Annotated in this window: 23 protein-coding genes; 15 read left to right on the top strand and 8 right to left on the bottom strand. The window is 69.9% G+C overall.

Annotated features, from left to right (window positions below; genetic code table 11):
- The first annotated feature begins 94 nt into the window (after positions 1-94).
- A complete protein-coding gene (gene glgP / locus ACFVBH_RS12845; RefSeq protein WP_379001513.1) occupies positions 95-2,662 on the top strand; it encodes an alpha-glucan family phosphorylase in 2,568 nt (855 codons plus the stop codon).
- A gap of 110 nt (positions 2,663-2,772) precedes the next feature.
- Here the strand turns inward: glgP and ACFVBH_RS12840 are convergent, their stop codons facing one another.
- A complete protein-coding gene (locus tag ACFVBH_RS12840; RefSeq protein ID WP_379001511.1) occupies positions 2,773-4,692 on the bottom strand; it encodes an AMP-binding protein in 1,920 nt (639 codons plus the stop codon).
- A 295-nt stretch (positions 4,693-4,987) separates the two neighbouring features.
- On the opposite strand from ACFVBH_RS12840, the gene ACFVBH_RS12835 reads away from it, so the two are divergent.
- Together ACFVBH_RS12835 and ACFVBH_RS12830 are read left to right on the top strand one after the other, a co-directional pair.
- Positions 4,988-6,349: an NCS2 family permease gene (locus ACFVBH_RS12835; RefSeq protein ID WP_354984667.1), complete on the top strand. Its 1,362-nt coding sequence runs from the start codon at positions 4,988-4,990 to the stop codon at positions 6,347-6,349.
- Between the two features lie 161 nt (positions 6,350-6,510).
- Entirely contained in the window at positions 6,511-7,047 is a 537-nt protein-coding gene (locus tag ACFVBH_RS12830) for a DoxX family protein (RefSeq protein WP_379001508.1), read from the top strand.
- Between the two features lie 168 nt (positions 7,048-7,215).
- Here the strand turns inward: ACFVBH_RS12830 and ACFVBH_RS12825 are convergent, their stop codons facing one another.
- Both ACFVBH_RS12825 and ACFVBH_RS12820 read right to left on the bottom strand, forming a co-directional pair.
- Positions 7,216-9,279, bottom strand: a complete 2,064-nt coding sequence (locus ACFVBH_RS12825) for an ATP-dependent DNA helicase (RefSeq protein ID WP_354984665.1) — start codon at positions 9,277-9,279, stop codon at positions 7,216-7,218.
- A 235-nt stretch (positions 9,280-9,514) separates the two neighbouring features.
- Positions 9,515-10,084 carry a nicotinamidase gene (locus tag ACFVBH_RS12820; RefSeq protein WP_379001506.1) on the bottom strand — a complete coding sequence of 190 codons (570 nt, stop codon included), beginning with the start codon at positions 10,082-10,084 and terminating at the stop codon, positions 9,515-9,517.
- Positions 10,085-10,231: 147 nt separating this feature from the next.
- On the opposite strand from ACFVBH_RS12820, the gene ACFVBH_RS12815 reads away from it, so the two are divergent.
- The gene (locus ACFVBH_RS12815) at positions 10,232-10,405 is read left to right on the top strand and encodes a hypothetical protein (protein ID WP_379001504.1); all 174 of its coding nucleotides are present in this window, start codon (positions 10,232-10,234) and stop codon (positions 10,403-10,405) included.
- Here ACFVBH_RS12815 and ACFVBH_RS12810 read toward each other — a convergent pair.
- Positions 10,380-11,690 (bottom strand): nicotinate phosphoribosyltransferase, encoded by a 1,311-nt coding sequence (locus tag ACFVBH_RS12810; protein WP_379001502.1) that lies wholly within the window; start codon positions 11,688-11,690, stop codon positions 10,380-10,382. The two genes, ACFVBH_RS12815 and ACFVBH_RS12810, sit on opposite strands and share 26 nt — an antisense overlap.
- Before the next feature lie 134 nt (positions 11,691-11,824).
- On the opposite strand from ACFVBH_RS12810, the gene clpS reads away from it, so the two are divergent.
- From clpS to rdgB, 10 genes are all read left to right on the top strand, one after another.
- Positions 11,825-12,211, top strand: coding sequence for an ATP-dependent Clp protease adapter ClpS (gene clpS / locus ACFVBH_RS12805; RefSeq protein WP_379001500.1), 387 nt, complete (start codon positions 11,825-11,827; stop codon positions 12,209-12,211).
- Positions 12,212-12,233: 22 nt separating this feature from the next.
- Entirely contained in the window at positions 12,234-12,803 is a 570-nt protein-coding gene (locus ACFVBH_RS12800; RefSeq protein ID WP_354984660.1) for a DUF2017 domain-containing protein, read from the top strand.
- A gap of 31 nt (positions 12,804-12,834) precedes the next feature.
- Positions 12,835-13,899, top strand: coding sequence for a P1 family peptidase (locus ACFVBH_RS12795; protein WP_379001498.1), 1,065 nt, complete (start codon positions 12,835-12,837; stop codon positions 13,897-13,899).
- A 147-nt stretch (positions 13,900-14,046) separates the two neighbouring features.
- Positions 14,047-14,463, top strand: coding sequence for a Mov34/MPN/PAD-1 family protein (locus ACFVBH_RS12790; protein WP_379001496.1), 417 nt, complete (start codon positions 14,047-14,049; stop codon positions 14,461-14,463).
- Between the two features lie 60 nt (positions 14,464-14,523).
- Positions 14,524-14,823 carry a MoaD/ThiS family protein gene (locus ACFVBH_RS12785; RefSeq protein WP_354984657.1) on the top strand — a complete coding sequence of 100 codons (300 nt, stop codon included), beginning with the start codon at positions 14,524-14,526 and terminating at the stop codon, positions 14,821-14,823.
- A 4-nt stretch (positions 14,824-14,827) separates the two neighbouring features.
- Entirely contained in the window at positions 14,828-15,790 is a 963-nt protein-coding gene (locus ACFVBH_RS12780) for a cysteine synthase (protein ID WP_354984656.1), read from the top strand.
- A 298-nt stretch (positions 15,791-16,088) separates the two neighbouring features.
- Positions 16,089-16,784 carry a rhomboid family intramembrane serine protease gene (locus ACFVBH_RS12775; protein ID WP_354984655.1) on the top strand — a complete coding sequence of 232 codons (696 nt, stop codon included), beginning with the start codon at positions 16,089-16,091 and terminating at the stop codon, positions 16,782-16,784.
- A 74-nt stretch (positions 16,785-16,858) separates the two neighbouring features.
- Entirely contained in the window at positions 16,859-17,623 is a 765-nt protein-coding gene (locus ACFVBH_RS12770) for a cyclic nucleotide-degrading phosphodiesterase (RefSeq protein ID WP_379001492.1), read from the top strand.
- Between the two features lie 192 nt (positions 17,624-17,815).
- On the top strand, positions 17,816-18,592 hold the full coding sequence (gene rph, locus ACFVBH_RS12765) for a ribonuclease PH (RefSeq protein ID WP_354984653.1): 777 nt from the start codon (positions 17,816-17,818) through the stop codon (positions 18,590-18,592).
- Complete coding sequence (gene rdgB / locus ACFVBH_RS12760; protein ID WP_354984652.1) at positions 18,592-19,200, top strand: RdgB/HAM1 family non-canonical purine NTP pyrophosphatase; 609 nt, start codon at positions 18,592-18,594, stop codon at positions 19,198-19,200. Before rph ends, rdgB begins: the two co-directional genes overlap by 1 nt.
- A 73-nt stretch (positions 19,201-19,273) precedes the next feature.
- Here rdgB and ACFVBH_RS12755 read toward each other — a convergent pair whose 3' ends face one another.
- The 4 genes from ACFVBH_RS12755 to ACFVBH_RS12740 form a co-directional block, all read right to left on the bottom strand.
- Complete coding sequence (locus ACFVBH_RS12755; RefSeq protein ID WP_379001489.1) at positions 19,274-19,696, bottom strand: DUF3817 domain-containing protein; 423 nt, start codon at positions 19,694-19,696, stop codon at positions 19,274-19,276.
- On the bottom strand, positions 19,693-20,172 hold the full coding sequence (locus tag ACFVBH_RS12750; RefSeq protein ID WP_354984651.1) for a transcriptional regulator: 480 nt from the start codon (positions 20,170-20,172) through the stop codon (positions 19,693-19,695). Before ACFVBH_RS12750 ends, ACFVBH_RS12755 begins: the two co-directional genes overlap by 4 nt.
- Before the next feature lie 53 nt (positions 20,173-20,225).
- Complete coding sequence (locus ACFVBH_RS12745; protein WP_354984650.1) at positions 20,226-21,101, bottom strand: oxidoreductase; 876 nt, start codon at positions 21,099-21,101, stop codon at positions 20,226-20,228.
- 113 nt (positions 21,102-21,214) lie between these two features.
- Entirely contained in the window at positions 21,215-22,201 is a 987-nt protein-coding gene (locus tag ACFVBH_RS12740) for an RNA polymerase sigma factor RpoD/SigA (RefSeq protein WP_379001486.1), read from the bottom strand.
- 109 nt (positions 22,202-22,310) lie between these two features.
- Between ACFVBH_RS12740 and ACFVBH_RS12735 the strand changes: the two genes are divergently transcribed.
- Positions 22,311-22,973, top strand: coding sequence for a TetR/AcrR family transcriptional regulator (locus ACFVBH_RS12735; protein ID WP_379001484.1), 663 nt, complete (start codon positions 22,311-22,313; stop codon positions 22,971-22,973).
- The last annotated feature ends 97 nt before the right edge of the window (positions 22,974-23,070 follow it).

Here is a 23,070-nt window from a genome sequence, read left to right as displayed (position 1 = left end):
CGGGGGAGCGCAGCGGAGGAGCGGAGGGAGGGAAGAACGAGACTTAGGGGGCCGTGAACTCGCCCGGAGCGAAGCGGAGGGCAGAATGGGCACCGTGAAGGCATTGCGTCGATTTACGGTCCGCGCCCATCTGCCCGATCGGCTGGCGGCGCTGACCGAGCTGGCCACGAATCTGCGCTGGTCCTGGGACATGCAGACCCAGGATGTTTTCGCGCAGCTGGACCAGGCCCTGTGGGTCGAGGTCGGGCGCGACCCGGTGCGGATGCTGGGGGAGGTGCCCGCCGCCCGGCTCGACGAGCTCGCGGTCGACGAGGCGTACACCCGGCGGGTCGACGCCGCCGCCGCGGACCTGCGCGACTATCTGGCGCGCCCGCGCTGGTTCCAGCGGCAGGAGAGCGGGCCGCGCGGGATCGCCTACTTCTCGATGGAGTTCGGCGTCACCGAGGTGCTGCCGAACTATTCGGGCGGACTCGGGATCCTGGCGGGCGACCACCTCAAGGCCGCCTCCGATCTGGGCCTGCCGCTCATCGGCGTCGGATTGCTGTATCGCTCCGGCTATTTCCGGCAGTCGCTGACCGCCGACGGCTGGCAGGCCGAGCACTATCCGGCGCTGGATCCGCAGGGGCTGCCGCTGCGGCTGCTCACCGAGGGCGGCGCGCCGGTGCTGATCCACGTCGCCATGTCCGAGGGCCGGGTGCTGCGCGCGCGGGTGTGGATCGCCCAGGTGGGCCGGATTCCGTTGCTGCTGCTGGACTCCGACATCGCGGAGAACGATCCGGAATTGCGCGCGGTCACCGACCGGCTGTACGGCGGCGATCAGGACCACCGCGTCAAACAGGAGATCCTGGCCGGCATCGGCGGTGTGCGCGCGGTGCGCGCGTACACCCGCGCCAACGACCTGCCCGATCCCGATGTGTTCCATATGAACGAGGGCCACGCCGGTTTCCTGGGCATCGAGCGCATTCGCGAATTCATGACCACCGGAATGGATTTCGACTCCGCGCTGACCGCGGTCCGAGCGGGCACCGTCTTCACCACGCACACCCCGGTCCCGGCCGGCATCGACCGGTTCGCGGGCGCGCTGGTGCGCCGCTACTTCGGCGGCGCGCACGGTGAGCGCGAATCCCCGGTGCTGCCGGGCGTTTCGGTGGATCGCATTCTGGCCATGGGCCGCGAAGCCGATCCGTCGGTGTTCAACATGGCGCACCTGGGCCTGCGCCTGGCCCAGCGCGCCAACGGCGTCTCCCGGCTGCACGGTGAGGTCAGCCGGGACATGTTCGCGCCGCTGTGGCCGGGTTTCGATCCGTCCGAGGTGCCCATCGGGTCGATCACCAACGGCGTGCACGCCCCCACCTGGGCCGCGCGCGAATGGATCGACAAGGCTCGCGCGCTCATCGGCGACGAGCTGGTCGAGGAGGCGCGCGGCTGGGAGCGGCTGTGCGATGTGGACCTGCGCGAATTGTGGTCCACCCGTAACGATCTGCGCGGCCTGCTGGTCGAGGAGGTGCGCCGTCGGGTCCGCGCGTCCTGGCTCGAACGCGGCGCCGCCCCGGCCGAATTGGGCTGGGTGGACCAGGTTTTCGATCCGAAGGTGCTGACCGTCGGCTTCGCCCGGCGCGTGCCCACCTACAAGCGCCTGACCCTGATGCTGCGCGATCCCGAACGCCTGCGCGCGCTGCTGCTCGATCCCGAGCGCCCGGTGCAGCTGGTGGTCGCGGGCAAATCCCATCCCGCCGACGAGGGCGGCAAGGCGCTGATCCAGCAGGTGGTGCGGTTCGCGGACGATCCGGCCGTTCGCCACCGCATCGTCTTTCTGCCCAACTACGACATGTCCATGGCCCGGTACCTGTACTGGGGTTGCGATGTGTGGCTGAACAATCCGCTGCGCCCGCTGGAGGCGTGCGGGACCTCGGGCATGAAGTCCGCGCTCAACGGCGGTCTCAACCTCTCCATCCGGGACGGCTGGTGGGACGAGATGTACGACGGCGAGAACGGCTGGGCGATACCGACCGCCGACGGCGTGCGCGATGACGAGCGCCGCGACGATCTGGAGGCGTCGGCGCTGTACGAACTGCTCGAACGCGCTGTCCTGCCGCGCTTCTACGACCGCGATCACGACGATCTGCCGGTCCGCTGGATGGAGATGGTGCGCCACACGCTGCAGACGCTGGGCCCGAAGGTGCTGGCCTCGCGCATGGTTCGCGATTACGCGGTCGAGTTGTACGCCCCGGCCGCCGCGGCGTTCGCGGCCGTATCGCGGGACGACTTCGCGGGCGCTCGCGAGCTGGCGGCGTATCGCCGCCGGATCGAATCCGCCTGGCCCGCGGTCAAGGTCGTCCAGGTCGACGCGTCGGGGCTGCCGGACATCCCGGTCATCGGCGCGACCCTGGACCTGCGCGCCCGGCTGGATCTGGCGGGGCTGAGCCCCGCCGATGTCAGCGTGCGGGCCGTACTGGGCCGGGTCGACACCTCGGACGATCTCTCCGATACGCACGAGGTGACCATGACGCACGCCGGAACCGATTCGGGCGCGGAGCTTTTCGAGGTGCGGACCGAGGTGCCCATCTCGGGCGCGGTCGGCTACACCATCCGGATCCTGCCCAGCCATCCGCTGCTGGCGGGTGCGGCCGAGTTCGGCCTGGTCGTCACCCCCAGCCCCTGATCCGCACCGGACCCGGAAGCCCGGGGCCGGCTACCGGGCGAGGGTGCACCCGGGGTCGCGTATCGCCATGTGCGCGAACCCCGAGCGCCCCTCGCACCCGGTGACCCGTCCTAACTCGGCTGGGCCAGGGTGCGTTTGAGGATCTTCCCGGTGGCGTTGCGCGGCAGCGCTTCCAGGAAGGTCACATCGCGCGGCACCGAGAAACGGCTCACCCGGTGCCGGATGTAGTTGCGGATCATGTCCGAGTCCAGCCCGGCGCCGGGCCGTTTGACCACGAAAGCCGCCAGCCGCTGGCCGAATTCGCGATCGGGGACGCCGACCACCGCGACTTCGCTCACCTGCGGCAGATGCGAGAGCGCCTCCTCGACCGCGCGCGGGAAGACGTTCTCACCGCCGGAGATGATCATCTCGTCGTCGCGGCCCACCGCGCCCACCGGCAGCCGTTGCCGATCCGGGTCCAGCACAGCGATTCTGGTGCCCAGCGGCGGCCGTCCGGCGGTGGTCGGGGACATGCGCAGATCCGCCGGGTCGGCGATGCTCGCCCAGCTCACCTCGGTGGAGCCGTACACGTTGTAGAGGATGTCGCCGAAGATCTCCAGGAATTGCAGCACCGAGGCCCCGGACAGCGGCGCGCCGCAGCTGGCCACCACCTTCAGGCTGGACAGGTCGTAGCGCTCGCGCACGTGGGCGGGCAGGTCGAGGATGCGATTGACCATGACCGGCACCACGATCAGGGCGGTGATCCGCTGCTCCTGGACGCGCCGCAGGCAGTCCTCGGGGTCGAAGCGGTCGTTGAGCACGATGGTGGCGCGAATCGCGGTGGCGATCTGCAGCGCCGCCAGCCCCCAGGTGTGGAACAGCGGCGAGGGGATGAACAGGGTCTCGTTGACGCCGAACGGAATTCGGGACAGCAGCGCGGCCACTGTGCCGAATCCCCTGGGGTGCGGGCGGCGCGCGCCCTTGGGGGTGCCGCTGGTGCCGGAGGTGAGCACGATGAGCCGTCCGGCGCGCGGTGGCTTCCCGCTGAGGCTCTGCCGGGCGGCGATGAGGTCCTCGATGGTGGTGCGCCCCGCATCGGGCGGCCGGTCGTCGGTGGTGAAACGCGGCAGGTCCGCGGGCGCGTACCGCACCAGGTGCTCGAATTCGCTGTCCACGAACAGCGCCGAGAGCCGGTGCCGGTGCACGATCTCCTCGATCTGGCGGGCGGGCAGTCCGGTGTTGAGCAGGACGCAGTCGGTGCCCGCCTTGCCCGCGGCCACCATGACTTCGACCATGCCGGTGTGGTTGCGGCACAGCAGTCCGACGCCGGTGCCGCCCAGCCCGAGCGCGTCCAGTGAACCGGCAAGTGCGTTGGTGCGCCCGTGCAGCCGGTCGAAGGTGCTCGCGTACCGGTCGTCGATCACCGCGGTCCGGGCGGGGGAGTGCGCCGCGGCCGCGGCGTAGCCGCCCGCCAAACTGAATCCCCATTTGGCCAGGCTGGTCAGCTGTTTGAGGCCGACGCCGGGGTTGTAGGTGCGCACCACGCCGGAGGTCACCATGCGTTTGGCGACCCCGGCCCGGCGGCGCAGCGGGGAGTCCTCGCCGTTGTCGAGGTACGCGGTCGGCGCGCCGGTGATGAGCTCCGCGGCGCGGGTCAGGCCGGTCAGTGTCCAGCCGATCACCGCCGAGTTCGGCACCTGCCGCAGCGCCGGATACGCCTGTGCGGCTTTGAAATAGGTGACGATGACCTTGGTAAGGCCACGGTCCTCGCGGAGCCGGACCGTGGCGAAACTGCCCGAGGCCGCGTGGTGGATCTCGAGGCCCTCGTCCCGGCGGCCGAGCCGGAGCTGCACCTGCAGGGTGTGAATCTCGGTGTCGGAGCTGCCGATCCGCAGATTCAGGGTGGGGTGTTCGGCGGCGGCGTCGACCTGTTCGCACGCGCCGATGCCGCGGAACAACCGCGGGTAGCTCTGCGGCTCGGCGAGCACGCTCCACAGGGCGCTGCGCGGGACCGCGTAGCCGGCGACCGCGTCGATGACATCTGTAACCACAGGCGTGCAATTCTCGTCGGCCGGTTCGAGTCTCGGGTCGGCGGATAACGTATGTGTAACGTCTCAGACAGTTACCCGCAAGCGTTTGGAAATACCGGTGGGTAATGGGTTTAATTGCCCACTGATTGCGCAGGTGATGCTGTGATTTCAAGGGTGAGGCAGGTGCGATTGCTCACGATTCGCCGGGCCGAGTGAAGTTCCGGCGAACCAGACAAGTACGGTGCCCAGGGCACCTGCTGTACCCGCCGGCGCCGCTCCCGTTCCCCGTTACCCGCCGACTGGAGACACCACACTCATGAGCACCGGCGTCCTCACGCGCACCAAGGGGCGCGTCGACGAGTACTTCGGCGTCAGCGCGCACGGTTCCACCATTCGGCGTGAGCTGATGGCCGGAACGATCACCTTCCTGGCCATGTCCTATGTGCTCGCGGTGAACCCGGCCATCCTGGGCGACGAGGGTCCGCTGGGCGACAAGGGCATGCCCATGCAGGCGGTGTTCACCGCCACCGCGGTCGCCGCCGTCGTCGGCACGCTGGTCATGGGGATCTGGGCCAAGTATCCGGTGGCGCTCGCACCCGGCATGGGCCTGAACGCCTTCTTCGCGTACACCGTCGTGCTCAACATGGGCATCCCCTGGCAGGAGGCCCTCTCGGGCACCTTGCTCTCGGGCATCATCTTCTTCATCCTGGCCATCACCAAGGTGCGCGAGAAGATCATCGACGCGATTCCGCTGCAGATGAAGCTCGCGGTCGGCGCGGGCATCGGCATGTTCGTGGCCTTCCTCGGCCTGAAGAACGCGGGCATCGTGGTCGCCAGCGAGGCGACCTTCGTGCACCTCGGCGACTTCCACAAGGGCACGACGCTGCTCGCGCTGTTCGGCCTGCTGGTGACGGTGATCTTCCTGGTGCTGGGCTGGCACGGCGCGGTGCTCTACGGCATCCTGTCCACCACCGTGGTCGGCATCGTGAGCGGGCTGGTGGAACTGCCGGGCTCGGTCGCCGCGCTGCCGCACGGGCTCGATCAGACCTTCGGCCAGGCCATCATTCATCTGCCGGACGCCTTCACCGGGCAGATGATCATCGTGGTGCTGACCATGCTGTTCGTCGACTTCTTCGACGCCTCCGGCACCCTGATCGGCGTGGCCAATCAGGCCGGGCTGCTCACCAAGGACGGCAAGCTGGAGCGCGCCGGGCAGGCGCTGGCCGCCGACTCGGTCGGCACCGCCGCGGGCGCGATTATCGGCACCTCCACCACCACCGCCTACGTCGAGTCCACCGCCGGTGTGACCGCGGGCGGGCGCACCGGGCTGACGGCTGTCTCCACCGCGGGCTGGTTCCTGGCGGCGATGTTCTTCTTCCCGCTGTTCGCGGTGGTCGCGGGCGTGCCCGCGGTGACGGCCCCGGCGCTGATCGTGGTGGGCGTGCTCATGTCCCGCGCGCTCGGCGACATCGACTGGAGCCGTTTGGAATACGCGGTCCCGGCGTTCATCACCGTGATCATGATGCCGCTGACCTACTCCATCGCCAACGGCATCGCAATGGGCCTGCTGTTCTATCCGGTGGTCATGGTCGCCAAACGCCGTGCGCGCGAGGTGCATCCGGTCATGTGGGTGCTCATGCTCGTCTTCCTCTCGTATTTCTGGTTCCTCGCCGAGTAGCGCAGGTCACATCATCGGGGTGCGGCGGGCCGGAATAGCCTGCGGCGCGGCCCAGTTGGTTCGAACTGTCGGCAGCGATGCGGACCGCAGTCCGGTTTCAGGATCGGACCGGTGCGCGGCGTTGCTTCCACGGAATCGGACCGATGAGGAATGAGAGAGCCATGACCACGATCGAAAAGGCCGCCGCCGCTCGGGAATCCGCAGCCACCGGCGTGAACGCCACCGCCTCCGATATCGGCCTGCTGGCCCTGCGGGCCGGCTTCGGCGGCCTGCTGGCCGTGCACGGCGCCCAGAAGCTCTTCGGCTGGTTCAACGGATACGGCCTGACCGCCACGCAGGAATCGTTCGAGGCGATGGGCTACAACCCCGGCGCGCTGTTCGGCACGCTGGCCGGGCTGACCGAACTCGTGGGCGGCCTGCTCCTGCTGCTCGGCCTGGCGACCCCGCTGGCCGCCGCGATCGCGCTGGGCACCATGGTCAACGCGCTGCACGCCACCTGGGGCGACGGGCTCGCGGTCTACGAACTCGCGTTGCTGTTCGCCATCGCGATCACCACGCTGGCCTTCACCGGCCCGGGTCGCTACTCCCTGGACGCGGGCCGGCCGTGGCAGCGACAGGGGCTGGTCTGGGGTCTGGGCGCGGTGGCGCTCGCACTGGCGGCCGGGGTCGGCACGCTGATTCTGAAGTGGGCGCTGTAGGAAACGACCCGAAGGTGATCTCCGCCCGGAAGTTTCGTATCCCCGCGCCGCGTGCAGGGCTTGGCGCGGGGACTACGGACACATCCGATGTGGGAATTGGGGGTCCACCGGCGTATCGACAGCCAATTTACTTCCGAACGGAAACACGAACCAACCTTGTGACTGTTCTCACACGGTAGTCGAGTTTGACGCGGCGCTATTCGTGAGGCGCTCCAATGCCTTTCGCACAACCGCGGGATCCGACGTTTCCCAATAGGGCGGTAATGAGGCCCGCAGATATCCGCCATAACGGGCAGTCGCGAGTCGTGAATCCAGAATAGCGATGACGCCGCGATCATCCACGCTGCGCAACAGCCGGCCGGTGCCCTGCGCGAGCAGCAGCGCCGCGTGATTGGCCGCGATCGAGAGAAATCCGTTGCCGCCCCGGGATTCCACCGCGCGCTGGCGCGCCACCAGAAGCGGATCGTCCGGGCGCGGGAACGGAATCCGGTCCAGGATCACAAGACTCAGCGACGGGCCCGGAACGTCCACGCCCTGCCACAGCGAAAGCGTGCCGAACAGTGAGGTTTCCGGGTCCTCGGCGAACTTGCGCACCAGCGCGCCGGTGGCATCGTCGCCCTGGCACAGGATCGGGGTGTCCAGCCGCTCGCGCAGCGCCTCGGTCGCGGCCTTGGCCGCGCGCATGGAGGAGAACAGGCCCAGGGTGCGGCCGTTGGCGGCGAGGATGAGCCGCTCGATCTCCTCCAGGTAGGACGGCGGCAGGCCGTCCCGGCCGGGCGCGGGCAAATGCTTTGCCACGTACAGGATTCCGGACTTGGCGTGATCGAAGGGCGAACCCACGTCGCAGGAATTCCAGCGCAGTTTCTCGGTGTCGGACGGCGCCTCGACGCCGCTCGCCAGCGCCGGATCCACCTTGCTCGCGTTCTCCGGCGGCAGGCCCCAGGTGACCGCGAGATTGTCGAACGACCCGCCGACCTGCAGCGTCGCCGAGGTCAAAACGACAGTGGCCGTGCCGAACAGGCGGCTGCGCAGCAGCCCGCCCACCGACAGCGGCGCCATGTGCAGGGTGCGCCGGGCCACCCCGCGCACGTCGTCGGCGGCCAGCCAGATGACGTCGCGATGGGCCGCCGGATCGGCCTCCTCGTAGGTGGTGAGCACGCGCACCGCGGCGTCGTGCACCTCCTCCACGGCCGAGAGCGCCTGATTGCGGGCCGCCGCCGATTCCGGATCGGCCTGCGGATTCGCCGAACCCTGCGGCGCGAGCGCGGTGCGCGCGTTCCAGGCTGCGTCGCGGATCAGTGCCAGCACCGGGGCCGCGCCCTCGGGCAGCCGGTCCCAGCGGCCGGGCGCGAGATCGTCGAGCAGGGCGTGCCAGGCCTCGGCCGCGCCCTCGAGCCGATCGACCTCCTGCTCGTCGATGAGCTTGGTGCAGCGTTTGGCCGCGGCGCTGATGCCGCCGGTGGAGAGTTCCGCGGTGGCGACCCCGGTGACCCGGTCGACCAGTTCGTGCGCCTCGTCCACCACGACCACGTCGTGTTCGGGCAGCACCTGGATGCCGCTGATGGCGTCGATGGCCAGCAGCGCGTGATTGGTGACCACCACGTCGGCGGCCCCGGATTCCGCGCGCGCCTTCTCCGCGAAGCAGTCCTGCCCGAACGCGCAGCGCGATTTGCCCAGGCATTCCCGCGAACTCACGCTCACCTGCCGCCAGGCGCGGTCGCTCACGCCGGGCGCGAGTTCGTCGCGGTCGCCGGTCTCGGTGTCGGACACCCATTCGTTGAGGCGCTGCACTTCGCGCCCGAGCCGGGAAATGGCGAAGGCGTCGAACAACTCCGCTTCGGCGGGTTCGTCCGGGATCGCGCTATTGATCTTGTTCAAGCACAGATAGTTGTTGCGGCCCTTGAGAATCGCGAACTGCGCCACCCGCCCGAGTGGTTCGGCCAGCGCGGCGGTCAGCCGCGGCAGATCCCGGTCGACGAGCTGGCGCTGCAGCGCGATGGTCGCGGTCGACACCACCACGGTCCGCCCCGTCCGCACCGCGTGCCGCAGGCTCGGCACCAGATACGCCAGCGACTTTCCGGTTCCGGTTCCGGCCTGCACGGCCAGATGCTCCCCGGTGTCGATGGAGTGCGCGACCGCGGCCGCCATGGTCTGCTGGCCCTTGCGTTCCTTGCCGCCGAGCGCCTGCACCGCGGTGGACAGCAGCTTGGGAACGGGAGGGAGTTCAGGCACGGCGGCCAGCCTAACGGCCGGTGCCGACAAGGTCCCGCGAACCTCGGTCCGGACCGCCCGCGCACCGCGCGGTGATCGCGAACCGACCGTGCGACGGACCGTGGATGCACTGTGCGACGTCCCGTGGATGTGCAGCGTGATGGACTGTCGCCGCGCCGTGCGACGGGCCGCGAACACGCCGCGTGACCGGCGGCAAACCTGCGCGTGACCCGGCGGTGAACGCACCCGCGGGTGGTCAGCGCTCGAGGGCTCCGGCCAGTTCCACGCCCGCGGTGCGCATGGCGTCGAGCGCGGTGCTCACGGTGGCGGGGGTGACCGCCGCGGTCAGGCCCAGCAGGACGCGGGCGTCGAACCCCGCCGCGCGCGCGTCCAGGGCGGTGGCGCGCACGCAGTGGTCGGTGGCGATGCCGCAGATGTCGACGGTGTCGATGTCGTGCTCGCGCAGCCAGTCGGCCAGGGTGGTGGAGCCGTCCGCGGCGGTGCCCTCGAAACCCGAATACGCCGCCGTGTAAGCGCCTTTGGAGAAGACCTCGGCGATGGGCGCGGTGTCGAGGCCCGGATGGAAGTCCGCGCCGGGGGTGCCGACGCGGCAGTGCGGGGGCCAGCTGTCCACGAAGTCGGGATGCTCGGAGAAGTGCGCGCCCGGGTCGATGTGGAAGTCACGCGTGGCGACCACCGCGGTGTAGTCCGAGACGCCCAGGTACCGGCTGATCCGCTCGGCGACCGCCGCGCCGCCGGTGACGGCGAGCGATCCGCCCTCGCAGAAGTCGTTCTGCACGTCGACGACGATCAGGGCTCGGCTCATTGGTCGACCTCCCGGGGCCTGCGGATGAACTGCGGCGGTTCCGCCCGCGTACTGCATTGTGCCGCCCGGGCGCGCACCCCGTCCATTCGCCCGGGCGGCGGTGTGGCGCACCCGGACGGGACGAATTCCGACAACCGGGAGAACACCGTGAATCGCATGGTCATGCTGGTGCTGTTCCTCATCGCCATGGGGATCCTCATCGACATCGCGGGCAATGACACCGTGGCGCTGTACGGCCGCGGGCTCATCCTGATCGTCCTGCTCGGCGCGGGCCTGGATTGGCTGCGGCGGCGGGTCAGCTCAGGAAAGTCGTCGGGATAGCCGGGTCGCCCGCGGAGAGTTTGAGCCCCTCCCACGGCAGGCTGACCAGCCCGCGGGCCACCAGGTCCCGGCTCTCGGCCAGCGTCGGCTGATCGGGCAGCACGGCGCCGGCGCGCACCAGCGGCGTCTGCAGGTCGCGGACCTCGTGGCCGTTCGCCGCCGGCCGCTGCGCGGTCTCGGGGAAGACGATCTCCTCGAGCAGCGTGCCGGTGCGCCGCACCAGGCGCACCGCTTTCTTGCCGCCGCCGCGAGATTCCTTGTGCGAGCTGCGTTTCGCGACCGGAATGCCCTCCACCTCGACGAGCTTGTAGACCATGCCCGCGGTGGGCGCGCCCGAGCCGGTGACCAGCGCGGTGCCCACGCCGTAGACGTCGACCGGTTCGGCGCGCAGCGCGGCGATGGCGTACTCGTCGAGATCTCCGGACACCACGATGCGCGTGCGGGTGGCCCCGAGCCCGTCGAGCTGCTCGCGCACCTGCCGCGCCAGCACCCCGAGATCGCCGGAATCGATACGCACGCCGCCCAATTCGGGACCCGCGACCTCGACGGCGGTGGCCACTCCCCGCGTGATGTCGAAGGTGTCCACCAGCAGCGTGGTGCCCACCCCGAGGGCGTCGATCTGGCTGCGGAAGGCCGCGGCCTCGTGCTGTCCGTCGGCGGCGCTGTGCAGCAGCGTGAAGGCGTGCGCGCTGGTGCCGGCCCCCGGAACCCCGAAGCTGCGCACCGCCTCCAGATTCGATGTCGCGTCCAATCCGGCGAGGTACGCGGCGCGGGCGGCGGCGGGCGCGGCGAGCTCATGCGTTCGGCGCGAACCCATTTCGATCATGCGCCGGCCCCCGGCCGCGCTCACCATGCGCGCCGCGGCCGAGGCGATGGCGCTGTCGTGGTTGTAGATCGAGAGCGCCAGCGTCTCCAGCAGCACGCATTCGGCGAAGGTGCCGCGCACGGTGAGGACCGGCGATCCCGGGAAGTACAGCTCGCCCTCGCGGTACCCGTCGATGTCGCCGGTGAACCGGTAGTCCCGCAGCCACCGCACCGTCGGTTCGTCCAGGAACTTCGCCACGACCGCCAATTCCGGTTCGCCGAACCGGAATTCGGTCAGGGCGGCCAGCAGTCTGCCGGTTCCCGCGACCACGCCGTAGCGCCGCCCGTGCGGCAAACGGCGCGCGAACAGTTCGAAGGTGCACCGCCGCTGCGCGGATCCGTCCCGCAGCGCGGCGGCGAGCATGGTCAGCTCGTACTGGTCGGTCAGCAACGCGGTGCTGTTGACTCCGTCAGCGATCATGGCCTCCATACTGCCCTGAATCGCCGCGCGCAGGACTTTGCCCGATTCCCGTTTCCCGACGCGTCGGCCCGGCGTGTTGCCTGGGTGTTGTTTCTGCTTTGTCGAGTCGTACCCTGGACCCCATGGGTCTGTGCATGGAAGACGCTGTCCGGGTCGCCGCCGGTCCGGCAGGCGTGAACGGGGTCTCTTCGGCGGCACAGGTGGCGACCCGGTTCGCCGCGATCACGGCCTCGGCGCCCCAGGCGACGCCGGAGACGGTCGAGCACACCGAAATTCTGGAGGCCGAGGACCGGCCGTGGGTCACCGTCGTATGGGACGACCCGGTCAACCTCATGCACTACGTGACGTACATCTTCCAGAAGCTGTTCGGCTACAGCAAAGGCAAGGCCACCGAGCTGATGCTCGAGGTGCACAACGAGGGCAAGGCCGTGGTGTCCTCCGGCTCGCGCGACAAGATGGAACACGACGTGCAACGCCTGCACGCGGCCGGACTCTGGGCCACCATGCAACGGGACCAGTGATCCGGACGGCTACGGTTGAACCGTGCGGAAGTGGAGCAGGAAGAACTCCCTGGGCGGGCTGAAGGTGCGTTCGGAGATGGACGAGCACGAGGCAGAGGTCCTGCGCTCGCTCATCGGGGCCGTCTCCGGACTGCTCACCGAACGGGCGCGCTCGGCCCCCGAGGACGAACTGGCGGCCCTGACCGGGCTGCAGACGGGCAACACCACCCCGCCGGATGACCCCCGGCTGTACCGGCTGCTGCCCGACTTCCACCGCAGCGAACCCGGATCCCCCGACGCCGAGCGTGCCGGACTCAACGGCGCGCTGCGCGGCCTGCACGAACCCGACATCATCGAGACCAAGGTGGCCGCGGGTTCGGTCGTGCTCGAGACGCTCCCGCCGCAGGGCGGCAAGATCGTGCTGACCCCCGAACAGGCCGACGCCTGGCTGACCGCGCTCAACGACACCCGGCTGGCGCTGGGGACCGCGCTGGAGATCGGCCCCGACACGCCCGACCATCTCGACGAGGACGATCCGCGCGCACCCAGTCTGGAGATCTACCACTGGCTGACCTGGATGCAGGACTCGCTGCTGCAGGCGCTCGCACCCTGACCCTAGTACCCGGCCACCGGAGGTGCAATCCGTGAACACCGTTGCGGGACCGCGTAATTCGATCACCGACGTGGTGGGTGTGCTGGTCGGGCACCAGCATTCGCTCGACCCGGACGCGACCCTGGGCTCCGGCGCGGCCACCGGCTGCACCGTGCTGCGCGTGCCCGGCGGCGCGACCGCCTCGGTGGACGTGCGCGGCGGCGGCCCCGGCACCCGCGAAACCGATCTGCTCGATCCGGGCAACACCGTCCGGCGGCTGAACGCGGTACTGCTGTCGGGCGGCAGCGCCTACGGCCTCGCCGCGGCCGACGGCGTCATGCGGTGGCTCGAGGAACACGGCGAGGGCATCCCCATGGATCCCACCGATCCCACCCGCGTGGTGCCGATCGTGCCCGGCGCGGTCATCTTCGATCTTCCGGTGGGCGCGTGGCACATTCGGCCCACCGCCGACTTCGGCTTCCTGGCCGCCGAGGCCGCGGCCGTCGATTTCGCGCGTGGCTCGGTGGGGGCCGGCACGGGCGCGCGGGCGGGCTCGATCAAGGGCGGGGTCGGCTCGGCCAGCGTGTATTTCACGGACGGCCCCGCGGCCGGAATCACGGTGGGCGCGCTCATCGTGGCCAATCCGGTCGGCTCGGTCTTCGACCCGCGCACCGGCCTGCCCTGGGGCGCGGGCACCGACGGCGCGGAACGCTTCGGCCTGCGCCCGGCCGCCGCCGGCACGCTGGCCGCCGCCAACGCGCTGCCGGTCAAGGGCACGGTCCTGAACACCACCATCGGCGTCGTCGCCACCGACGCCGCGCTGGACCCGGCCGGCTGCCGCCGCCTGGCCGCCACCGCGCACGACGGCCTGGCCCGCGCCATCCGCCCCGCGCATTCGCCGCTGGACGGGGACACCCTGTTCGCCCTCGCGACCGGCACCGCCTCCCCGTCCGCGGCGGCCTTCCCGCTGCCGCCCGCGTTTCCGGCCGACCTGCTCGTGCTGGACGAATTGTGCACGGCCGCAGCGGTATGCGTGGAGCGCGCGATCGTCGACGCGATTCTCTCGGCCACCGCCGTCGCGGGCATCCCGTCCTACACCGACCTGTTCGGCGGCTGACCCCGGCCCGCCGCGCGCGGGTGTCATCCGGCATGCCGGGAATAGGTTGCCTAGGCTGACCTGTTGACGACAGCGTTTCGACGCTCCGATCCGTGTGATCGAGCGACGAGCCCATCGGAAAGCACGACCCAGCGGAAGGATTCGACGGTGCTGGTGATCAGAGCCGACCTCGTGGACGCGATGGTCGCGCACGCGCGCGCCGACCACCCCGACGAGGCGTGCGGCGTGATCGCCGGACCCGAGGGCGCCGACCGCCCCGAACGCTTCGTGCCCATGGTCAACGCCGAGCGCTCGCCCACCTTCTACCGCTTCGACTCCGGTGAACAGCTGCGCGTATGGCGCGCCATGGACGACGCCGACGAGGAGCCGGTGGTCATCTACCACTCGCACACCGCGACCGAGGCGTACCCGAGTCGCACCGACATCTCCTACGCGTCCGAGCCCAACGCGCACTACGTGCTGATCTCCACCCGCGATCCCGAGGTGCACGAGCTGCGCAGCTACCGCATCGTGGACGGGACGGTCACCGAGGAACCGGTGCACCTGATCCTGCCCCCGGACTGATCCGCGGTCCCGGAAGACTTCCACCGCACCACACTCCGCCGCGACGAAGGAGCCCAACCCATGCCGGTCACCGTGTCCATCCCGACCATCATGCGCACCCTCACCGGGGGCGAGAAGCGCGTACAGGCGCAGGGCGCGACCCTGGCCGCGCTCATCGACGACCTCGAGGCCAATCACACCGGCCTCAAGGAGCGCCTGCTCAAGGACGGCAAGCTCAACCGCTACGTGAACATCTACGTCGACGACGAGGACGTGCGCTTCGCGGGCGGACTGGACGCCGAGATCACCGACGGCGGCACCGTCACCATCCTGCCGGCGGTCGCCGGCGGCGCGCCGGACGCTCCGACCGGCGGTCGGTAGTCCGGTGGCCCGCTACGAGTCGCTGATCGCCACCCTCGGCAACACGCCCCTGGTCGGCCTGCGGAATCTGTCCCCGCGCTGGGACGGTGACGACCACGTGCGCCTGTGGGCCAAACTCGAGGACCGCAACCCCACCGGCTCCATCAAGGACCGGCCCGCGCTGCGGATGATCGAACAGGCCGAACGCGACGGGCTGCTCACCCCGGGCTGCACCATTCTCGAGCCGACCAGCGGCAACACCGGCATCTCGCTGGCCATGGCCGCCAAGCTCAAGGGCTACCGGCTGGTGTGCGTCATGCCGGAGAACACCTCGATCGAGCGCAGGCAGCTGCTGACCATGTTCGGCGCGGAGATCATCGACTCGCCCGCGGCGGGCGGCTCCAATCAGGCTGTGGCGCTGGCCAAGCAGATCGCCGCCGAGCATCCGGACTGGGTGATGCTCTACCAGTACGGCAATCCCGCCAACGCGCTGGCGCACTACGAGACAACCGGACCGGAGATCCTGGCCGACCTGCCCGAGATCACGCATTTCGTGGCCGGGCTCGGCACCACCGGCACGCTCATGGGCACCGGCCGGTTCCTGCGCGAGAAAGTGCCCGGGATCGACATCGTCGCCGCCGAACCGCGCTACGGCGAACTCGTCTACGGACTCCGCAACATCGACGAGGGCTTCATTCCCGAGCTCTACGACGAATCCGTGCTGACCTCGCGTTTCTCGGTCGGGCCGTACGACGCCGTACGCCGCACCCGCGAACTGGTCCTGGAAGAGGGCATATTCGCGGGCATCTCGACCGGCGCGATCCTGCACGCCGCGCTGGGCGTGGCGAACAAGGCCGTCAAGGCGGGCGCCCGGGCGGACATCGCCTTCGTGGTGGCCGACGGCGGCTGGAAATACCTCTCGACCGGCGCGTACGACGGCACCCTGGACGAAGCCGAGGAACGACTGGACGGCCAGCTCTGGGCCTGACGTCGACCCGATGGCGCAGCGCCGCGGCCTCGCAGCCCGAGATCGCCGACGCGCTGAATCCGAGTGTGCGCGCTGCGCCGCCGCCTCGCCGCGGCGGGCACCCGTCGCGGGACGGTCCGGCCGAGCTGGTCTCGGATGGCACCGCGCTCGTGCCCGCCGGCGGAGCCCGCCGGGTGCGGCTCATCTGCCGGATTCGTCCGTCTCGACGGGCGATCGCGGGGCGTCGCCGCCCGATAGCGGCGTGCCCGGCGTGCCCGGCGGTACGCTCGGGGCAGAGTGCGGCCTAGGAGGTCTGGCTATGAGTGGCGGCGTCGGAGCGTCTTTCGACCCGGATCGAATCGGGCGGCTGCGCGGGCAACTCACCGATCCACGCTCGGCCGCGGGCGGTGGCGGAGCGCTGAAACTGTTGTGGCAGCGCGCCATTGCCATCATCCTCGCGTTCACCGCGCTGCTGTACGGGGTCGAGGGCGTCGACTCGGTAACCGGGCATCAGCTGGACCTGGCGATCGGCGTCGAGCCGCGCCGGATGGACGGGCTCAGCGGGATCTTGTTCGGCCCTGTGCTGCATGCCAATTGGGAGCATTTGATCGGCAATACGCTGCCGGTGCTGATCCTGGGCCTGCTGACGTTGCTGACCGGGATCGGGCGCGGGCTGGCCGCCACCGCGATCGTCTGGGTGATCGGCGAAACCGGCACCTGGCTGACCGGCGCGACGGGGTCGGTGCATGTCGGGGCGTCGGTCCTGGTGTTCGGCTGGCTCACCTACCTGATCTCCCGGGGACTGTTCGCGCGGAATGTGGCGCAGATCGCTATTGGCGTCCTGGTGGGGTTGCTGTATGGGTCGATTCTGTGGGGAGTCCTGCCGGGACAGGACGGAATCTCTTGGCAAGGACATCTTTTCGGGGCGGTGGGTGGTCTGGTTGCGGGGTGGGTACTCTCTGGGGATGAACGTCGTCATCGTCGAGGGGCTAACGCCGGCCGTCTCGCGTCGTAGGGGTGACGGTGGCACCGGTCGGCGATTTGGGGGATCCCTCCTTGAGTGAGACAGCAGCGTGGCAGCATGGGGGAATGCGCCTCACCGTGATCGGGTGCTCGGGCAGCGTGTCCGGCCCGGATTCCCCGGCCTCGGGATACCTGCTCACCGGCCCGGATATGACACCCACCGTCATCGATTTCGGCCCCGGGGTCCTGGGCGCGCTGCAGCGCTACCTCGACCCGGGCGAAGTGGATATCTTCCTCACCCACCTGCACGCCGACCACTGCCTGGATCTGCCCGGCCTGCTGGTGTGGCGGCGCTACCACCCGAACCCGCCCACGGGTAAGGCCATCGTCTACGGCCCCACCGACACCTCCCTGCGGATCGGCAACGCCTCCGCGGAGATCGGCGGCGAGACCGACGACTGGTCCGACGTCATCGACATGCGCACCTGGGTCGCGAACGAGCCGATCACCTTCGGCCCCGGCCACGTGGTCGAGGCCCGGCGCATGTTCCACCCGCCGGAGTCCTACGGCCTGCGCTTCAAGACGGCCGCCGGCAAGACCTTCGTTTACACCGGCGACACCGCCATCTGCGACGACGTCTTCGAACTCGCGCGCGGCGCGGACGTGCTGCTGGCCGAGGCGTCCTGGACCCACGACCCCGCGAATCGCCCCCCGGGCATTCACCTTTCGGGGCACGAGGCGGGCCTGGTCGCCGCCGAGGCGGGCGTCGGCGAACTACTGCTGACCCACATTCCCCCGTGGACCTCCCGCGAAGACGTCATCGCCGAGGCGAAGGCCGTCTTCAAGGGTCCGGTACACGCCGTCTCCCCGGGTGAAACCTTCGACATCTGAGGGGCTGGGCTCCTCCGCCTCCCCGGATATTCAGCGCACGGCCTGGGAGCCGTCGGCAGTTTCGTACGCGTGGTGCGGTTGGGTGCGCCGACGATTCTGGGCGTACCCCGGGAGTTACCCCGACACGCACGAAATCAGTTCGCCGGTTCCCCTGAGGAGAATTCGAGGTATCGGCCCCGCTAGGGTTGTGCCGTGTCTAAACGAGCCGATGGTAGGGCGGATGACGAACTCCGCGACGTGAAGATCACCCGGGGATTCACCTCGCATCCGGCGGGGTCGGTGCTGGTCGAGTTCGGGGGGACGCGGGTCATGTGCACCGCGAGCGTCACCGAGGGCGTGCCCGGGTGGCGTCGTGACTCCGGAATGGGCTGGCTGACCGCCGAATACGCCATGCTGCCCGCCGCCACGCACACCCGCTCCGGGCGTGAGTCGGTGAAGGGCCGGGTCGGCGGCCGCACCCAGGAGATCTCCCGGCTCATCGGCCGGTCACTGCGCGCCTGCATCGACCTGTCCACCATCGGCGAGAACACCATCGCGGTGGACTGCGACGTGCTGCAGGCCGACGGCGGCACCCGCACCGCCGCCATCACCGGCGCGTACGTCGCGCTCTCGGACGCCATCACCTACCTGGCCGCCGCCGGTCAGCTCACCGACCCGCAGCCCATCTCGTGCGCCATCGCCGCGGTGAGCGTCGGCGTCGTCGACGGCCGGGTGCGCCTGGACCTGCCGTACGAAGAGGATTCGCGCGCCGAGGTCGACATGAACGTGGTCGCCACCGACACCGGCACCCTGGTCGAGATCCAGGGCACCGGCGAGGGCGCCACCTTCCCGCGCTCCACCCTGGACCGGTTGCTCGATTCCGCGCTCGCGGGCTGCGAGCAGCTGTTCCTGGTGCAGAAGGAGGCGCTGGCGCTGCCCTACCCGGGTGTGCTGCCCGAACGGTCCGAGACGGGAAAGAAGAAGTCCTGATGTCGCGCCGGGTACTGGTCGCCAGCCGTAATGCCAAGAAGCTCAACGAATTGCGCCGCATCCTCGACGAGGCCGGGATCGCGGGCCTGGAAATCGTCGGACTGAACGACGTTCCCGAATACGAGGAGGCGCCCGAGACCGGCGCGACCTTCGAGGAGAACTCGCTGGCCAAGGCCCGCGACGGCTTCGCCGCCACCGGATTGGCCTGTGTCGCGGATGATTCCGGCATCGCGGTGGACGCGCTCAACGGCATGCCCGGCGTGCTGTCGGCCCGCTGGTCCGGCACACACGGCGACGACGCCGCCAACAACGCGCTGCTGCTGGCCCAGATCGGGGACGTGCCCGACGAGCGGCGCGGCGCGCACTTCGTGTCCACCTGCGCCCTGGTCGCCGACGGCGTCGAGACGGTCGTGCGCGGCGAGTGGCCGGGCGTCATCGCCCGGAAGCCGGTGGGCGACGGCGGTTTCGGCTACGACCCGCTGTTCGTCCCCGAGGGCGGCACGGTCTCCGCGGCCCAGCTCACCCCCGCCGAGAAGGACGCCGTCTCGCATCGCGGGCGCGCGCTGAAGCAGCTGCTTCCGGCGCTGAAGGCCCTGGCCGAGAACTGAATTCGGCTGTAAGACTCGAAAGCGCTCCCCGCGGTCATGGCGGGGAGCGCTTGTCGATGTACGGGGGCGTGCGTCAGATCCCGAAGGTCTTGCGGACTTCCAGGGTGCGCTTGTGCTCGAACCAGAACGACAGGAACGGAACCGTGCCCGCCAGGCAGGTCAGCGCCGTGGTGACCGGCTCCCAGCGCGCCTTGATCCCGAGGTCGACGGTGAAGACCAGGTAGATCATGTAGAACACACCGTGCGCCTGGGCGATGTAGAAGAACCACTCCGGGGCGGTGTTCTTGTCCTCGAGCAGCAGGTACTTGTAGACCATCTCGCCGGACAGCACCAGCAGCCACAGGCCGGTGATCCAGGCCAGGATCCGGTAGCGCAGCAGTGCGCCGCGGATCTTCTCGGTGGGGGCGGCGCCGGCCGGTCGGGCCGGGGTCGCGGCATCGGTGCGCACGGCGGGTTCGGCGTCCGTGTTCACGGGGGATTCGTCGCGGGTGGTCACCCGGCGCTCCTCTCGGTGTTGTTGCCCAGTCCCGCGTCCTGAATGCGTTGATCCATGTCGACGGCGTGCAATTCGGCCAGGTACCTGTTGTATTCGGTGGTCTGTGCGTCGGCCTCCGCGGCGGCTTTCGGCCGTTCGGGCAGCAGGCCCGCGGGAATCTCGCGCGGTGCGGCCGACGTCACGCGCCGCGGGCGCGGGGCGGACGCGGCGCCGTGATCGGAGGCGTCCGCGCCGCCGGGGTCACCCTGCTGTGCGACCTCGTCCCGCGCGGCCTTCTCCAGCCGCACGAAACGCACGTAGGCGAAGATGACGAAACCCGCGAACAGCGGCCACTGCAGCGCGTACCCCAGATTCTGGCCGGTACCGCTGCCGGATTCGTAGCGCGTCCACTGCCAGTAGCCCAGTGCCAGGCACGCCGCGAACGCCACGATCACGAACACGATCAGGGCCGGGCGGCGATGGGGTGCGGCGGACACCCCATCAAGGTACCCGGCTACTACGGCTCACGTAGTAGCCGGGTTGTTCCCGCTCAGAACTTGTAGGTGACACCGGTGAGTCGCTCGGACTCCTCCCAGAGGCGGCGCCAGAGCTCACGGTTCTGGGACAACTTGCTGGAGGAGGCGGCCTCGACCGGGCCCTGGGCGCCGCGCAGGCGGTTCGGGCCCCAGTAGACGGTCGGGTCGGCGTCGGTCTCGGTGGCCGCGAAGAGCGAGGAGTGCGCGGCGCGGGCGGGGGAGTGCCCGACCATCGCCACGAACGGCTTGGAGATCTTGTCCAGCGGGGTTTCGGTGCGGGCGAACAGATCGGTGGCCGAGACGCCCGGGTGCACGCCGTAGGAGCGCTTGGCCGACCCGGCCTCGCCCAGGCGGCGCTGGAGCTCGCGGGCGAACATGAGATTGGACAGCTTGGACTGCGCGTAGGCCAGATTGCGCTGGTAGCGGCGGTTCTCGTAGTTGAGGTCGTCGATCCAGAGCTTGGGGGTCTGGCGGTGCGCGATGGAGGCCAGCGTGACCACCCGGTCGCGCATCCGGTCCAGCAGCAGGCCGGTCAGCGCGTAGTGGCCGAGATGATTGACGCCCCACTGGGTTTCGAAGCCGTCGGCGGTCCGCCGGAACGGAATGTTCATCAGGCCCGCGTTATTGATCAGCACGTCGAATTCGCCCGTGCCGTCGGCGAATTCGCGCACCGAGGCCAGATCGGCCAGATCCAGCGCGGCGACCCGCACGTCACCCTCGATGCGGTCGGCCACTTCCTGGGCCTTGGCGGTGTTGCGGCAGGCCATGATGACCGTCGCGCCCTTGCTCGCGAGTACCTTGGTGGTCTGCTCGCCGATGCCGCCATTGGCGCCGGTGATCACGAAGGTGCGTCCGGACTGATCCGAGATGTTGCTTGGCTTCCATGCCATGGCTGTTGACCTCACAGGTTCGGCGTTCGATGTGCACCGTCGCACTCGCTGGCCCGTACCTTACTCCAGAGTAAGTTCGGGCGGTAGTCCGCTCGATCGGACAGTGGGCGTTCTCAGCCAAGCATGCCTTCGAGCGCCCGGGCGCGGGCCGGTTGGCGCAACTTCCCCAGCGCCTTGGCCTCGATCTGGCGCACGCGCTCCCGGGATACGCCGAAGATCCGGCCGACCTCCTCCAGTGTGCGCGGCTCGGCGTCGCCGTCCAGCCCGTATCGCAGCACGATGACCTGCGCCTCGCGCTCGGGAAGTCCGGCCAGCACGCGGCGCAGCTCGCCGCCCAGTGCGCCGTCGGTGGCCACCGCCGCCGGGTCCGGGCCCGGGTCGGGCAGCAGGGACCCCAGATCGGCGTTGTCGTCCTCGCCGATCGGGGTGTGCAGCGAAATCGGTTCGCGCGCATGGCCGAGCAGATCGCGAACCTGCGCGACCGGCAGGTCCAGCTCGGCGGCCAGCTCCTGCGCGGTGACCGCGCGGCCCAGTCGCTGGGACAGCGCGCGCTCGGTGCGCAGCACCCGGTTCAGGATCTCGGCCACGTGGGACGGCAGCCGGACGGCCCGGCCGCGCTCGCTCAGCGCGCGGCCGATGGCCTGCTTGATCCACCAGGTCGCGTAGGTCGAGAGTTTGAAGCCGCGCCGGTGCTCGAACTTGTCGATGGCGTGCATGAGCCCGAGTGTGCCCTCCTGCACCAGATCCAGCATGGACATGCCGGTGGCGGGCGGGTAGCGCTTGGCGATAGAGACCACCAGCCGCAGGTTGGCGCGCACCATGTGGTCCTTGGCGCGCTGTCCGTCCGCGCTCGCACGCAGCAGTTCGCGCCGCTGATGTGCGCTTAATTCGGTTCCCGCGCAGTCGGATTCGGCCAGTCGCTGCCGGGCCAGGACCCCGGCCTCGATGCGCTCGCCCAGGGCGTACTCGTCGGCTGCGGTGAGCAGCGCCGTGCCGCCGATGCGGCGCAGATAGTCCTTGATCGAGTCCTCGCTGAGGGTCATGGGGCTCGCTGCGCCGGCGCCGGTGGTACGGGCGGTGGTGGTCGCGGTGACGGTCATGTGCGGCTCCCTCGGTCTCGCTGCCGTCCCCGGCAACGCGATAAACATAGGTTGAGTCTAAAAATATGTCAACCACGAATTTATGACGAGATAAGCTATGCTCCTTCTCATGAGTCGACAGGCCGCCGATCCCGGCGCTCGCCCGGACGGGCTACGTGCCCGGAAGAAGCAGCGGACCAGGGAGAATATCTCCAGCACCGCCACCGAGCTCTTCCTCGAGCGCGGGTACGACGCGGTCACGATCGCCGAGATCGCCGCCGCGGCCGACGTCGCCAAGATGACCGTCACCAACTACTTCCCGCGCAAGGAAGACCTCGTCCTGGATCTGGCGGGGGAGTACGTCGGCGGGCTCGCGGCCGTCGTGCGGGCGCGGGAACCGGGGGAGTCGGCGCTGCACGCGCTGCGGCGCGCGTACGAGGCGGCCGCGCGGGAGCGGGATCCGGTAGTCGGATTCTCCGGGCCCGCCTTCGCCGGGCTGCTGGTGAGCAGCCCGGCGCTGCTGGCTCGGCTGCGGGAGTTCCACGAAGAGCGCGAGAATCGGCTCGCGGACGCGCTGGCCGCCGAAACCGATTCCGCCGCCGATGATTTCACCCCGCGCGTCGCGGCCGCGCTGCTCGGTTCGGTGCATCGCGCGCTCTTCGAGGAGACCCTGCGCCGCGCGGTCGCCGGTGAGTCGAACGACGTCATCGCCGCGGCCGTGCTCGGATACATCGCGACCGCGTTCGACACCCTGGAACCGGCGCTGGGGACGTACGCGGTGCGCGCCGGCTGAGGTCTCGCGGGCCGAGCAGCGCTGCCCCGCGGCCGCGCCGTTCCCGAGCGGCCGCGCGATGCAACCGAACGGTCTCATTTGCCGTGTCGTTGCTCAA

Origin of the sequence: Nocardia sp. NPDC057668, from assembly GCF_042799795.1 — a bacterium.
Taxonomy (GTDB): Bacteria; Actinomycetota; Actinomycetes; order Mycobacteriales; family Mycobacteriaceae; genus Nocardia.
The sequence above is the reverse complement of the archived record's forward strand: the minus strand, read 5'-3'. Positions and strand labels throughout refer to the sequence as shown.